The following is a 13054-nucleotide window of genomic DNA, read 5'->3' as shown; positions in this document are numbered from 1 at the left end:
CACCCGGTCACGCTCAAGGCCACCAACTTCAACTGCTATGACAGCCCGATGCTCAAGCGCGAAGTGTGCGGTGGCGACTTCGAGACCACCATCGACCGCACCCTGTTCGGCATGAACTACGGCATTGACTGGGGTTTTCCCAAGAACGTCCGCCTGCTGATCCAGGTCGAGGCCGTCAAGCAGTAAGCGCGCAGACGTCCCGCCCAAAGGCCTCCACCTGCGCCCAGTCGGTGAACTCCACCACCGCGGTGGGGTCGGTGGGGCCTTTGGTGACCAGCATGATGAGGCGGATCATCTGCCGGTCAAAAAATCCATAACTCGGGTAGTCCAGCTTGCCCGCAAAAACGCCCAGCAGGCGGGGCTGCCAGCGCACCGTCTTCATGAACTTCTGCAGATAGGGGTTGGTCTCGGGCCGATTTTTATTGGGCTTGCGCGCCACGATATTGACGGTAAAGAAGGCACTCGGGCGACTCTCAAGCAAGGCCTGATGCCGGCCGATGAACTCGGCCACGATCGGCTGGTGATGGCCGTAGCGGATGCTGGCACCGATCACCACGCGGTCAAAGCCGGACAAATCCAGCGCGTCGGCGTTGGCCAGCAGCGCCACCGTCACCTGCCGGCCCAAACCCTGCATGACGCGCCTGAGCCGCTCGCAAATCAGCGCGGTGTGGCCGTCGGTGGTGGCGTAGGCGATCAATATGCGTTCAGCAGCGGGTTGCGTCATGACAGGCCTACCAGTGTTACAGGGGGTGTTCAGTGTAAAACTTGCCGCCGTGGTACAGCAGCGGCGAGATGCCATCGCGGTGCGCGCAGTGCTCCACTTCGCCAACAAAGATCACATGGTCGCCCTCGGTATAGCGGCTGCGGTTGAAGCACTCAAAGGTGGCCACCGCACCCGCCAGCAAGGGCGCGCCGCAGGCACCCTCGACAAATTCGACATCGGCAAAACGGTCCACGCCGCGGGTGGCAAAGCGGGTTGCCAGCGCCTGCTGGTCGGCCGCCAGGATGTTGATGGCGTAATGCGAGCCCTTGCGAAAGGCCTCCATTGAACTGGCGGCCTGCGACAGACTCCACAGCACCAAAGGCGGCGTGAGCGACACCGAATTGAAAGAGTTGGCGGTCAGGCCCACCAGATGGCCGTCAGGCGCGCGCGCCGTGACGATGGTGACTCCGGTGGCGAACATGCCCAGGGCAGTGCGGAACTCGGTGCTGGAAAAAAGGGGGGGGCGGGCGCTCAAGCCCTGGGATTTCAAAAACATTGCCCGCAATTTAACCGATATCCCATCAACACGGCGCACCGGCGGGCAATACCGCGTCAAAATCTGAACCATTCACCTGTCGCCATGAGAATGGGGCAACGCAAGGGTATTCCCTTAAATCGAATTCAATTTGCGCAAATATACTGTCTTGGCAGTTCTTTTGTAACCATCAGAACAGCAAGCGAGTTTGGAGCCCTTCGGGGCTCCTTTTTTTATGCCTGGTCGGCTTTGGGCAAGCGCTGCAACTGCAATTGCGCCAGCGCGCTGTACAGCGGCACACACAGCAGGCGCGACACGCCGCTGGCCACCACCGCCGTGGCCATCAGGCTCAGCACCAATTGATGGCCGGCCACCATTTCCATCACGATGATGAACGAGGTCAGCGGGGCCTGCGTGACGGCCGCCAGAAAACCCACCATGCCCAATGCGATCAGGGTTGGCGCGTTGGCATAGCCAATCAACTGCGCCACGTCATTGCCCAGGGCGCCACCAATGGACAGCGCGGGCGCAAAGATGCCGCCGGGCACGCCGGCCCAGGCGGTGATCCAGGTGGCCATGAACTTGAGCAGCACGTAAAACGGCGAGGTGTCGTCATTGCCCTCGAGCATGGCACGGCTGTGGGCGTAGCCGGTGCCAAAGGTGTTGCCATGGCTGGCCAGCCCGATGATGGCGATGGTCAACCCGCAGGCGGCGGCAAAGGCCACCGGGCTGCGCTTGCGCCAGCGGCTGAAGCGGTCACCTGACTCGCCCCGGATGGACACCAGCAGCACCCGGGCAAACAAGCCGCCCGCCAGGCCGCTGAGCACCGCCACCAGCAGTCCTGGCAGCAGCAGCGCCATGCTCAGGTTTTGCACCCGAATCACCCCAAAGTAAGTCGAGTTGCCGTAGACCGACACCGCCATCAGGCCGCTCAGCACGATGGCCGCCAGCAGCAAGCCGCTGGAGCGCTGCTCGGGCTTGCGCGACAGCTCTTCAATGGCAAACATGACACCGCCCAGCGGCGTATTGAAAGCCGCGGCAATGCCGGCGGCGCCGCCCGCCATCATCAGGCCGTGCTCGGACACCTGCGATTTGTCGGGCAGCCAGCGCCGGGCATGGTGCATGACGCCGGCGGCAATTTGCACCGACGGCCCCTCGCGCCCCAGTGACAGCCCGGCCAACAAGCCCCAGGTGGCCAGCGCCATTTTGGCGAAGCTGAGCTTGAGCGACACAAACAGGCTGCGGTTGGCCGGTGAGACGCTGCCATCGAGTGCCGCCATCACCTGCGGAATTCCCGAGCCCGCGCTGCCCATGGCATAGCGGCGCATGACCCAGACAATGGCCGCGGTGCACAGGGGCGTCCAGAGCAGCGGCGACCACCAGTAGAGCTTTTGCACATGCTCAAAGGCGCCAAACGCCAGCTCGGTCATCCAGGTGAACGCCACCACGGTCAGGCCGGCCAGGGCGGCAAAAACCATCACCAGCACACGCCCGGTCCAGGCACGCCAGTCAATCACCTCTTTGTGGATGGCATTCAGGATTTCGTCACTGTTGACATCTGAATTCATGGGCTTCATGGGGCGGGGCGGCAGGCGTTGGGAGAGGGCAAATCAGCACGGATTGTGCGGGCAAAGTACATTGTGGCAAACGTATTTAAGCATAATGCCCCCAAGTGGGCCGCCGTGTTGGACAGGTGCCACAGTCAACCGCAAGGAGAAATGTCATGATCAAAGTCGGTTTGGTGGGTTTCGGCAAGGCGGGTCAAGCGGTGGCGCAAGTGCTGCAGGAGGACCCGCGCTATGAACTGTGCTGGATCGCGCGCCGCTCGGCCGCCACAGAAACCGCCCCGGGCATGGACGTGCCCGTGGTTGGCTTGACCACGCCCGATGAATGGGGCCAATGGCTGGACACCCACCCAGTGGACGCGCTGGTGGACTTTTCCCGCCCCGAGAGCCTGCACCTGTACGGCGAACAGGTGCGCGCGCGCGGGCTCATGCTGGTCAGCGCCATCTCGGCCTACAGCGACACCGACCTGGCTTACGCCCACACCCTGGCAGCGGACGCCCGCGTGCTGTGTTCACCCAACATCACGGTGGGCATCAACTTTTTGATGATGGCGGCGCGCCTGTTGCGCAAGATCGCGCCGTTCGCCGATGTGGAAATTGTCGAGCAGCACTTTCGGGACAAGCCCGAGGTCTCTGGCACGGCGCGCAAAATTGCCCAAACCATAGACGTGAACGAGGACCACATCACCTCGCTGCGCCTGGGTGGCATTGTCGGGCACCACGAAGTGATCTTTGGCTTCCCGTACCAGACCGTGCGCCTGATTCACAACTCGATCGAGCGCCGCGCCTTTGGTACCGGCGCCGCGTTTGCACTGGCCGAACTGGCCAAGTGTGGCAACGGTTTCTACACCTTCGAGGACCTGATGATGCTCATGGTGCAAAAGGAGTTGGCGAACACATCTGGTCACTGAAAGTTGCGGCACGCTGGCCGATTCGGCTCTATGATTCCGGGCTAATGTATTTGCCCCAAGGTTTTTTATGCCGCGCACCCATTCACCCAACAGCCAGTCAGCCAAATCCAGCCAGGTTTTGCGTCGTTTTCGGGTGGTTTTCAACGCCATACGCAGCCATTTCAGACAAATTGAAAAACAGGTCGGCTTGGGTGGGGCGCAGGTCTGGGCACTGAGTGTGATTCGCGACCAGCCCGGCATTGGCATGGGTGAACTGGCCAAAGCCATGGATGTGCACCAGTCCACCGCCAGCAACCTGGTGCGGGCCCTGCATCACAAGGAACTGATCCGCATGGACAAAAACGCCCAGGACAAACGCCACGTGCACCTGCACACCACGCCCGAGGCGCTGACCTTGCTGGCCAAGGTGCCGGGGCCGTTTGAAGGGGTTCTGCCGGCAGCGCTTGATGAGTTAAATCCGCAAACCCTGCAACGACTGGATCAGGATCTGGCCGAACTGATCGCGCTGCTCAAAGCCGATGAGACCGCTGGCAATATACCGCTGGCGCAGTTGTAGCGCGGCAAGCTCAGCCGGGCGTTCCCAGAAGCTCCCAGCGCTCCAGCGCAGTCATCAACTCATCATCGATCTGCGCGCTGCGAGTGGCCAGTTTCAGGGCGCGGGCGTTGTCAATGGCGTACAGGCTGCCGTCGGCCAGCAATTCGGCAATCTCTTTCTGCTCGGCCTCCAGCGCCGCAATCAGCTCCGGCAAGGTATCCAACTCACGCTGCTCCTTGAAACTGAGCTTGCGGGTTTTCGCGGGGGCGGCACTCGGTGCAGCCGATGCCACAGGCGCAGCCGGGCTGCCTGATGCCGCCGCTTGCGCCTTGGCGGCCGAATCGCGCTCGTAGTGAAACGGCTGCGCACCTTTTTGGCCCTTGCTTTTGGCAATCTCGTTGGCGCGCTTGCTTTGCGTCAGCCAGTCGGTCACGCCGCCCTCATACTCGCGCCACCGCGCATCGCCCTCGTAGGCAATGGTGCTGGTGACCACGTTGTCAAGAAAAGTGCGGTCGTGGCTTACCAAAAACACGGTGCCCTCGAAGTTTTGCAGCAGCTCCTCGAGCAGCTCCAGCGTGTCGATGTCGAGGTCGTTGGTGGGCTCGTCGAGCACCAGCACGTTGGCGGGCCGGGCAAACAGGCGCGCCAGCAGCAGCCGGTTGCGCTCGCCACCACTCAAAGACCGCACCGGCGAGTTGGCGCGCGCCGGCGAGAACAGAAAATCACCCAGATAACTTTTGACATGCTGACGCCGGTTGCCAATTTCGATCCACTCGCTGCCCGGGCTGATGAAGTCTTCTAGCGTGGCATCCAGGTCCAGCGCATTGCGCATCTGGTCAAAGTAGGCCACGGTGATATTGGCGCCCTGGCGCACCGTGCCCCAGGCGCTCTCGCCGGGGCCCGGCTTGGGCGCGTTGGCGGGGGCGGGGTCAGCTTTTAGTTCACCCAGAATCAATTTGAGTAGCGTGGTCTTGCCGGCGCCATTAGGCCCGAGCAGGCCGACCTTGTCACCGCGCAGGATGACGGTGGAGAAGTCATCCACAATTTTGCGCTCGCCAAAACTCTTGCTCACATGGGTGAGTTCGGCCACCAGCTTGCCGCTCACGGCTCCGCTGGCCACGTCGAGCTTGACGCTGCCCAGCGCCTCGCGCCGCGCTTCGCGGTTGGCGCGCAGCACGGCCAACTGGTTGATGCGGCCCTGCGCCTTGGTGCGCCGGGCCTCGACGCCGCGGCGTATCCACACTTCCTCTTGCGCCAGCAGCTTGTCGGCGCGCGCGTTGATGACCGCCTCCTGCGCCGTCTGCTCTTCTTTTTGAACCAGGTAAGCGGCAAAGTTGCCGGGATAGCTCAGCAGCTTGCCCCGGTCCAGCTCAACAATGCGGGTCGCCACATTGTCCAGAAACGAGCGGTCGTGCGTCACGGTCACGATGCTGCCCTTGAAGTCGCACAGCAGCCCTTCCAGCCATTCGATGCTGTCCAGGTCCAGATGGTTGGTGGGTTCGTCCAGCAGCAGCACGTCGGGCGCCGCCACCAGCGCCTGCGCCAGTGCCACGCGTTTTTTGTTCCCGCCGGACAGCGTGCTGATGCGCGCGTCGGCGTCCAGGTGCAGGCGGTGCAGGGTTTCGCCCACGCGCTGCTCCCAGTTCCAGCCATCCAGTGATTCGATTTCGCTTTGCATCGCGTCGAGGTCGCCATGGCCCTGCGAATACTCGTCAATCAGGTCGCGCACCCGGGCCAGGCCGGCGCTCACCGACTCGAACACAGTGGCATCAGAATCAAGCTGCGGCTCCTGCGCCACATAGGAAATGCGGGTATTGCCCTGCACCTGCAGGGTGCCGTCGTCGGGCTTTTCCAGCCCGCCCAGAATCTTGAGCAGCGAGGATTTGCCCGCGCCGTTGCGGCCGATCAGGCCGACGCGCTCCTGCGTTTCCAGGGAAAAGGTGGTGTGGTCCAGCAGCGGAACGTGTCCGAAAGCCAGTTGTCCGTCAAGGAGTGTGATAAGTGCCATGTGGCGCGCATTATCCCCTGCCCTGCGCGCCCATCAGGCCGGCTCAATCCAGCAATGAATCCGCCGTCACATAGGCGTAGCCCAGCGCGCTGGCCACCGCCTCATAGGTGACTTGGCCGAGCGCCACGTTCAGGCCACTCTTCAAATCCGGGTCATCCTTGAGCGCCCGCTGCCAGCCCTTGTCGGCAAGCGCCACGGCATGGCCGATGGTGGCGTTGTTGAGGGCAAAGGTGCTGGTGCGCGCCACGGCGCCGGGCATGTTGGCCACGCAGTAATGCACCACGCCGTCGACCAAGTAGGTGGGCTCGGCGTGGGTGGTGGCGTGCGAGGTCTCAAAACAGCCGCCCTGGTCAATCGCCACGTCCACCACGACGGCGCCTTTTTTCATGCGCGAGATCATGCTGCGCGTGACCAGCTTGGGCGCGGCGGCGCCGGGAATCAACACGCCACCGATCACCAGGTCGGCGTCAATCACGGCGTCTTCGACGCTCTGCGCGTTGGAGAACATCGTGTGAATGCGGTTGCCAAAAATCAGGTCAAGCTGGCGCAGCCGGTCCATGTTTTTGTCGAGCACCGTCACCCGGGCGCCCATGCCTACGGCCATTTGCAGCGCGTGCGTGCCGACCACACCGGCCCCCAGAATCACCACATGCGCGGCCGGCACACCGGGCACGCCGCCGAGCAGCACACCCATGCCGCCCTTGGATTTTTCCAGGTGCGCGGCGCCGGCCTGCACCGCCATGCGACCCGCCACCTCGCTCATCGGCGCCAGCAGCGGCAGGCCGCCGCCGGGGCCGGTGATGGTCTCGTAGGCAATACACACCGCACCGGATTTGACCAGCGCCGCCGTTTGTTCCGGGTCAGGCGCCAGGTGCAGGTAGGTGTACAAAATCTGGCCCGGGCGCAGCATGGCGCACTCATGGGGCTGGGGCTCCTTGACCTTGACGATCATCCCGGCGGCGGCAAACACCTGCGCCGCATCCGGGGCCAGCGTGGCGCCGGCGGCCAAATACTGCTCGTCGCTCAGGCCGATGGCGGCACCCGCGCCGGTTTGCACCAGCACCTGGTGACCGTGCGCGCAGAGTTCGCGCACGCTGGCCGGCGTCAGACCGACACGGTATTCGTGATTCTTGATTTCCTTGGGCAGCCCGATCAGCATGGCAATCTCCTGTAAATCGAAAAACCAAAGTGTGCGCCAAACCGACTGACAATGACCGCCTGTTTGAACACATCCCATCAAATTTTGTCATCCACCCTGCCACCCGTTGCCCCCGCGCCACCCTCGCGCCCCCGTTGGCTGCGCTGGGTCTGGCTGATCTGCGGCACCTTGAGCCTTGCCTTGGGCATTATTGGCGTGGTGTTGCCCTTGCTGCCGACCACGCCGTTTGTGCTGCTGGCCGCCTATTGTTATTCCCAGGGCAGCGCGCGCTACGAGCAGTGGCTGCTGGCGCACCCGCGCTTTGGCCCGATGGTGCGGGACTGGCGCAACCAGCACGCCGTGCCCCTGCGCGCCAAGCAATTCGCCTGGACCATGATGGCGATCAGTTCCGGCATCGCCTGGTGGTTCATGCCGCCCCACATCGGCTGGGTCCCCGGCGCCTGCTGCGCGCTGGTGGCGCTCTGGATGTGGCGCCTGCCCACAAGTGACAGGCGCTGATCAACCGTCCCTCAGCGGCTGCTCGGAAAACTGAACACCGCCCCCTCGCGCACGCCGGCACTCGGCCAGCGCTGGGTGATGGTCTTGCGCTTGGTGTAAAAGCGCACGGCATCGGGGCCGTAGGCGCTCAGGTCGCCAAACAGGCTGCGCTTCCAGCCGCCAAACGAATGGTAGGCCACCGGCACCGGCAGCGCCACATTGATGCCGACCATGCCGACCTGGATGTGGTCACTGAAGTAGCGGGCGGATTCGCCGTCGCGGGTGAAGATGCAGGTGCCATTGCCGTACTCATGGGCATCGATCATGTCCATCGCCTCCTGCAGCGTCTTGACACGCACCACGCCCAGCACCGGGCCAAAGATTTCTTCCTGGTAGGTCACCATGCCGGGCTTGACGTTGTCAAACAGGCAGGCGCCCAAAAAGTAGCCGCCTTCATAACCGGGCACGCTGACACCCCGGCCGTCGACCACCAGCGTGGCGCCCTCTTTCACACCCTGGTCAACATAGCCCCTGACCTTATCGAAATGCGCCTTGGTCACCAGCGGCCCCATGTCGCAACTCGACTCGGTGCCGGGGCCGACCTTCATCTTGGCGATCTCGGCCTTGAGGCCGGCCACCACCGCGTCGGCGGTGGCATCACCCACCGCCACCACCAGCGGAATTGCCATGCAGCGCTCGCCGCACGAGCCATACGCTGCGCCCATCAGGGCATTCACCGCGTTGGGGATGTCGGCATCGGGCATGACCACGGCGTGGTTTTTGGCGCCGCCCAGCGCCTGCACCCGTTTGCCGTGGGCGCAGCCGGTGGCGTAGATGTATTCGGCAATCGGCGTGGAGCCAACAAAACTCACGGCCTTGACGCGCGGGTCGGTCAGCAAGGCATCCACCGCCTCCTTGTCGCCATGCACCACGTTGAGCACGCCCGGCGGCAGGCCGGCCTGCAGCGCCAGCTCGGCGACCATCAGGGCGCTGGACGGGTCGCGCTCGGACGGCTTCAAAATAAACGTGTTGCCGCAAGCCACGGCCATCGGCCACATCCACAGCGGCACCATCACCGGAAAGTTGAACGGGGTGATGCCGGCGGTCACGCCCAGCGCCTGGAACTCGCTCCAGGAATCGATGGCCGGGCCGACATTCCGGCTGTGCTCGCCCTTGAGCAGCTCGGGCGCGTAACTGGCGTATTCGACGTTTTCAATGCCGCGCTGCAACTCGCCCATCGAGTCGCCCAGCACCTTGCCGTGCTCGGCAGTGACCAGCGCGCAAATGGCGTCGGCATTTTCTTCGAGCAGCACCTTGAGCTTGCTCATGACGCGGGCACGCTTGAGCGGCGGCGTGTTGCGCCAGGCCGGAAAAGCCGCATGGGCGCTGGCAACGGCCTGCGCCACCGTGAGCTTGTCGGCCAGCAGCACGCGCTTTTCGGCCTGACCGGTGGCGGGGTTGAAGACGTCGGCCTGGCGTGCGCCGCCGTTGACCAGCTGGCCGTCGATCAGGTGTTGGATTTGCGGAAGGTTTTGCATAAGTTGATTGACTCTAAAAAATGGATTGCCGCGCTACGCTCGCAATGACCACCCCACATCAGGCAGTTTGGTTGATGGTTTCACCCAGGGCATTGACCAGGCTGTCGATCTGCGCAGGCGTTGAAATGAAGGGCGGGGCCAACTGGATGGTGTCGCCGCCGTAGCGCACATAGAAACCTTTGGCCAGCATGGCCTGGGCGATCTGGTACGGACGCTTGGCGGGTTCCCCCGGCAGCGCGTCAATGGTGAAGCCGGCCGCCAGACCATAGTTGCGGATGCCGGTCACATGTTTGGCCCCTTGCAGGCTGTGCACCGCGTTCTCAAAGTACGGGCTTAAGCTTTTGACACGATCCACCATGGCTTCGCGCTCCAGAATGTCAAGCACCGCCAGCCCTACCGCACAGGGCACCGGGTGCGCCGAGTAGGTGTAGCCGTGAGCGAATTCGAGCATGTAGTCGGGGCCACCCTGCGCCATGAAGGTGTCGTAAATGTCCTTGCTGGCCAGCACCGCGCCCAGCGGCTGCGCGCCGTTGGTGATCTGTTTGGCCACGTTCATGATGTCGGGCGTCACGCCAAAAGCCTCGGCGCCGGTGTAGGCACCCATGCGGCCAAAGCCGGTGATGACTTCATCAAAGATCAGCAGGATGTTGTGGGAGGTGCAAATCTCACGGATGCGCTGCAGATAACCCACCGGCGGCACCACCACACCGGCCGAACCCGACATCGGCTCGATGATGACGGCGGCAATGTTGCTGGCATCGTGCAGCGTAATCAGCTTGAGCAGGTCCTCGGCCAGCACCACGCCATGCGGGCCGTCAGCCGGCGGCATGCCGCGGTGGAACACGCCCGCAGGCGGCTGGGTGTGCGGCAGATGGTCGGCGGCAATGCCCTGGCCAAAGGCCTTGCGGTTGGCGCCAATGCCGCCCACCGAGATGCCGCCAAAGTTGACGCCGTGGTAGCCTTTTTCGCGACCTATCAGCAGGCTTTTGCTGGCCTGCCCTTTGGCGCGCCAATAGGCCCGCGCCATCTTGAGCGAGGTGTCGGCCGACTCCGACCCGGAGCCGGTGAAGAACACATAGTCAAGCCCGGCGGGTGTGAGTTCTTTCAGCTTGTTGGCCAGCGCAAACGACAGCGGGTGGCCAAACTGAAAGGCGGGCGAATAGTCCAGGCTGGCCAACTGCCTGGCCGCCGCATCGACAATTTCTTGTCGGCCATGGCCCAGTCCACAGGTCCACAGGCCCGACAAGCCGTCAAAAATCTTGCGGCCGTCGAGGTCAGTGTAGTAGCAGCCGCTGGCCGAGGCCATCATGCGCGGATGGGCCTTGAAGTCGCGGTTGCCGGTGTAGGGCATCCAGTGCGCATCAAGCCAGGCGGCGTCGGTGCGCGGGCGGTTCAAGACTTGGGCATCGGTCATGTTCATGGGGTTCTCCTGGTTCGCAATGAGACAATAACCGCGCATTGTGGGCTCATCTGTTACTCTTATAAATGTTGAAGTATCACAACTTGGTTGCTAATTTATGCAAGTAAAAACGCGTGCTCCGCTGGGGCAGTTGAGCGATATGGACATCCGCCTGCTGCGCGTGTTCAAGACCGTGGTGGACTGCGGCGGCATGGCCGCGGCCGAGCTTGAGCTCAACATTGGCACCTCCACGGTGAGCCGCCATGTCAAGGACCTGGAAACACGCCTGGGCTTGAGCCTGTGCCGGCGCGGCCGCGCCGGGTTTGCCCTGACGCCAGAGGGCGAGCAGATTTATGCCGAAACCCTGCGCCTGCTGGCCGGGGTTGATGACTTTCGCAGCCGCGTCGACGAGATTCACCAGCGCATGGGCGGCGAGCTGCACATTGCCGTCTTCGACAAGACCGCCAGCAATCCACAGGCGCACATTGGCACCGCCATCCAGTTGTTTGCGGCACAAGCCCCGGATGTGCGCCTGCACCTGCATGTGGCGCCGCTCAACAGCATTGAGCGCGGCGTGCTCGACGGCCAGTTTCAGGTTGGCATCATCCCCGGCCACCGCAGTTCGGCCGTGCTGACCTATGACGAACTGTTTAGCGAGACCATGTTCCTTTATGCCAGTGCCGATCACCCCTTGTTTGCAACGCAGGCAACGCACGAGCCGCAAAGCTGGGATGCGCTGCAGGCTTACGCTTTTGCCGGCCTCGGCTACCACTCGCCCAATATGGAACTAACGCAGCAGGTCAAGCTCAGCCGGGCTGCCACCGGCTATGACCAGGAGTCGATTGCCACGCTGATTTTGTCGGGCTGCTTTTTGGGCTTCTTGCCCGACCACTACGCCGAGAGTTTTGTGCGCCAGGGCCGCATGCACGCGGTGCAGCCCGGGCTGTTTACCTACCAGTGCAGCTTTTTCAGCATCGTGCGGACCTCACCGCAGCCGGCGCGCGTGACTCAGGCGTTTCAGGCCGCCCTGAAAAAGGCGCACCAGCCTTACTGCTTACCCGCTTGACGCTGCTTTTTCGCCTGGATCACGGTCCAGGCCAGGCGCCCCGCTGCCACCACGTTGACGGCTATCACGGCCATCGCCGGCCAGAAAGGCAACTCATAACCCGAGGCGGCGGACGACACGAGCAAGCCGCCCAGCAGCAGCGCAGCGATCAGCATGGTGACCGTGGCGCCATTCACGGCGCCACGTTGCAGGTGTTTTGAAGTCATGGTGCGGGTATAAAAAGGTTAAAGTTGGACGCAATTCTACGGACTGCCCAATACACCCCATGACACCTGAGCACAGCCTGATCGACTGGGGCATTGTGGCCATTTTTGTCACCGTTTATGTCGGCATGATATTGGGCGGCCTGCCGCGCCTCAAACTCGACCGCGCGGGGGTGGCGCTGCTGGGCGCCATTGGCGTGATCGGCCTGGGTGCCATGAGCACCGGGCAGGCGGCAAGCGCCGTGGACTTGCCCACCATGCTGCTGCTGTTTTCGTTCATGGTGGTGTCGGCGCAAATGCGGCTGGGCGGCTTTTACACCGCCGTCACACGCCAAGTGGCCGCGCTGCCGCTGGGGCGCAACGCCCTGCTGGGCGCCCTCATTTTTGTAGCAGGCGCCTTGTCGTCGGTGTTCTCCAACGACATCATCTGCCTGGCCATGACACCGGTGGTAGCACAACTGTGCCTGCAGCGGCGCCTCAACCCGGTGCCTTTTTTGCTGGGGCTGGCCTGCGCCGCCAACATTGGTTCGGCGGCCACCCTGATCGGCAACCCGCAAAACATGCTGATCGGCTCGGTGCTGCAGTTGCCCTTTGGCGCCTATGTGCGCCAGGCCCTGCCGCCGGTGGTGTTGAGCCTGCTGCTGCTGTGGGCCTGGCTGGTGTGGGTGCCTGGCCGGGAAAAACCAGGCGCCGCACCGGGGGCGATGCCTGTCGAGCTACCCGAGGGTTATGGCCCGCTGCAAGCCCCCGCGTTTGATGCCTGGCAAACGGCCAAGGGGCTGGCGGTGGCGGCGGCACTGATGCTGGTTTTCTTGTTTACCGACTGGCCGCGCGAGGTGGCTGCGCTGGTGGGCGCGGGTGTGCTACTGCTGAGCCGGCGCCTGCACTCGTCGGACGTCATGGGTTTCATTGACTGGCAATTGCTAGTGCTGTTTATCGGCCTGTTTGTGGTCAA

General features: G+C 63.3%; 13 protein-coding genes and 1 pseudogene. 6 read left to right on the top strand and 8 right to left on the bottom strand.

All coding sequences use genetic code 11. The features are described 5' to 3' along the window. Positions 1–186: pseudogene (locus tag GPS82_RS10280) on the top strand (polyisoprenoid-binding protein); the annotation flags it as partial. On the opposite strand, the gene hemG reads toward GPS82_RS10280, so the two are convergent. From hemG to GPS82_RS10265, 3 genes are all read right to left on the bottom strand, one after another. Further along, complete coding sequence (gene hemG / locus GPS82_RS10275) at positions 176–724, bottom strand: menaquinone-dependent protoporphyrinogen IX dehydrogenase (RefSeq protein ID WP_296494220.1); 549 nt, start codon at positions 722–724, stop codon at positions 176–178. The pseudogene GPS82_RS10280 and the gene hemG sit on opposite strands and share 11 nt — an antisense overlap. 16 nt (positions 725–740) lie before the next feature. Continuing rightward, the gene (locus tag GPS82_RS10270) at positions 741–1259 is read right to left on the bottom strand and encodes a flavin reductase family protein (RefSeq protein ID WP_296494218.1); all 519 of its coding nucleotides are present in this window, start codon (positions 1257–1259) and stop codon (positions 741–743) included. 212 nt (positions 1260–1471) lie between these two features. Continuing rightward, positions 1472–2806 carry a chloride channel protein gene (locus GPS82_RS10265; RefSeq protein WP_296494215.1) on the bottom strand — a complete coding sequence of 445 codons (1335 nt, stop codon included), beginning with the start codon at positions 2804–2806 and terminating at the stop codon, positions 1472–1474. A gap of 155 nt (positions 2807–2961) precedes the next feature. On the opposite strand from GPS82_RS10265, the gene GPS82_RS10260 reads away from it, so the two are divergent. Both GPS82_RS10260 and GPS82_RS10255 read left to right on the top strand, forming a co-directional pair. After that, entirely contained in the window at positions 2962–3714 is a 753-nt protein-coding gene (locus GPS82_RS10260; RefSeq protein ID WP_296494213.1) for a dihydrodipicolinate reductase C-terminal domain-containing protein, read from the top strand. Positions 3715–3781: 67 nt separating this feature from the next. Beyond that, positions 3782–4270 carry a MarR family winged helix-turn-helix transcriptional regulator gene (locus GPS82_RS10255; protein WP_296494210.1) on the top strand — a complete coding sequence of 163 codons (489 nt, stop codon included), beginning with the start codon at positions 3782–3784 and terminating at the stop codon, positions 4268–4270. Between the two features lie 10 nt (positions 4271–4280). Here GPS82_RS10255 and GPS82_RS10250 read toward each other — a convergent pair whose 3' ends face one another. After that, the gene (locus GPS82_RS10250; RefSeq protein WP_296494207.1) at positions 4281–6257 is read right to left on the bottom strand and encodes an ATP-binding cassette domain-containing protein; all 1977 of its coding nucleotides are present in this window, start codon (positions 6255–6257) and stop codon (positions 4281–4283) included. Between the two features lie 43 nt (positions 6258–6300). Continuing rightward, a complete protein-coding gene (gene ald, locus GPS82_RS10245) occupies positions 6301–7416 on the bottom strand; it encodes an alanine dehydrogenase (RefSeq protein WP_296494205.1) in 1116 nt (371 codons plus the stop codon). A gap of 63 nt (positions 7417–7479) precedes the next feature. Between ald and GPS82_RS10240 the strand changes: the two genes are divergently transcribed. Beyond that, positions 7480–7914: a YbaN family protein gene (locus GPS82_RS10240; protein WP_296494201.1), complete on the top strand. Its 435-nt coding sequence runs from the start codon at positions 7480–7482 to the stop codon at positions 7912–7914. A gap of 11 nt (positions 7915–7925) precedes the next feature. Here GPS82_RS10240 and GPS82_RS10235 read toward each other — a convergent pair whose 3' ends face one another. Further along, entirely contained in the window at positions 7926–9431 is a 1506-nt protein-coding gene (locus tag GPS82_RS10235; protein WP_296494199.1) for a CoA-acylating methylmalonate-semialdehyde dehydrogenase, read from the bottom strand. Positions 9432–9489: 58 nt separating this feature from the next. Further along, positions 9490–10851, bottom strand: a complete 1362-nt coding sequence (locus GPS82_RS10230) for an aspartate aminotransferase family protein (protein ID WP_296494196.1) — start codon at positions 10849–10851, stop codon at positions 9490–9492. 97 nt (positions 10852–10948) lie between these two features. Between GPS82_RS10230 and GPS82_RS10225 the strand changes: the two genes are divergently transcribed. Next, positions 10949–11896, top strand: a complete 948-nt coding sequence (locus tag GPS82_RS10225; RefSeq protein WP_296494194.1) for a LysR family transcriptional regulator — start codon at positions 10949–10951, stop codon at positions 11894–11896. On the opposite strand, the gene GPS82_RS10220 is transcribed toward GPS82_RS10225, so the two are convergent. Continuing rightward, complete coding sequence (locus tag GPS82_RS10220; protein WP_296494191.1) at positions 11878–12102, bottom strand: hypothetical protein; 225 nt, start codon at positions 12100–12102, stop codon at positions 11878–11880. The two genes, GPS82_RS10225 and GPS82_RS10220, sit on opposite strands and share 19 nt — an antisense overlap. A gap of 59 nt (positions 12103–12161) precedes the next feature. Here GPS82_RS10220 and GPS82_RS10215 point away from each other — a divergent pair. Next, positions 12162–13054: SLC13 family permease (locus tag GPS82_RS10215; RefSeq protein WP_296494189.1), on the top strand; the 893-nt coding region annotated here is incomplete at its 3' end.

It is taken from the genome of Rhodoferax sp. (assembly GCF_011391645.1).
In the GTDB taxonomy this organism is placed as follows: domain Bacteria; phylum Pseudomonadota; class Gammaproteobacteria; order Burkholderiales; family Burkholderiaceae_C; genus Rhodoferax.
Note: the sequence above shows the minus strand (reverse complement) of the source record. Positions and strands in the feature narration are given on the sequence as shown.

Excerpts from the sequence above, each read along its gene's own strand:
- GPS82_RS10260 (WP_296494213.1), top strand. The coding sequence starts at position 2,962 with ATGATCAAAGTCGGTTTGGTGGGTTTCGGCAAGGCGGGTCAAGCGGTG.
- GPS82_RS10225 (WP_296494194.1), top strand. The coding sequence starts at position 10,949 with ATGCAAGTAAAAACGCGTGCTCCGCTGGGGCAGTTGAGCGATATGGAC.
- GPS82_RS10250 (WP_296494207.1), bottom strand. The coding sequence starts at position 6,257 with ATGGCACTTATCACACTCCTTGACGGACAACTGGCTTTCGGACACGTT.
- GPS82_RS10255 (WP_296494210.1), top strand. The coding sequence starts at position 3,782 with ATGCCGCGCACCCATTCACCCAACAGCCAGTCAGCCAAATCCAGCCAG.
- GPS82_RS10235 (WP_296494199.1), bottom strand. The coding sequence starts at position 9,431 with ATGCAAAACCTTCCGCAAATCCAACACCTGATCGACGGCCAGCTGGTC.
- GPS82_RS10270 (WP_296494218.1), bottom strand. The coding sequence starts at position 1,259 with ATGTTTTTGAAATCCCAGGGCTTGAGCGCCCGCCCCCCCCTTTTTTCC.
- GPS82_RS10230 (WP_296494196.1), bottom strand. The coding sequence starts at position 10,851 with ATGAACATGACCGATGCCCAAGTCTTGAACCGCCCGCGCACCGACGCC.
- GPS82_RS10265 (WP_296494215.1), bottom strand. The coding sequence starts at position 2,806 with ATGAATTCAGATGTCAACAGTGACGAAATCCTGAATGCCATCCACAAA.
- hemG (WP_296494220.1), bottom strand. The coding sequence starts at position 724 with ATGACGCAACCCGCTGCTGAACGCATATTGATCGCCTACGCCACCACC.
- ald (WP_296494205.1), bottom strand. The coding sequence starts at position 7,416 with ATGCTGATCGGGCTGCCCAAGGAAATCAAGAATCACGAATACCGTGTC.
- GPS82_RS10220 (WP_296494191.1), bottom strand. The coding sequence starts at position 12,102 with ATGACTTCAAAACACCTGCAACGTGGCGCCGTGAATGGCGCCACGGTC.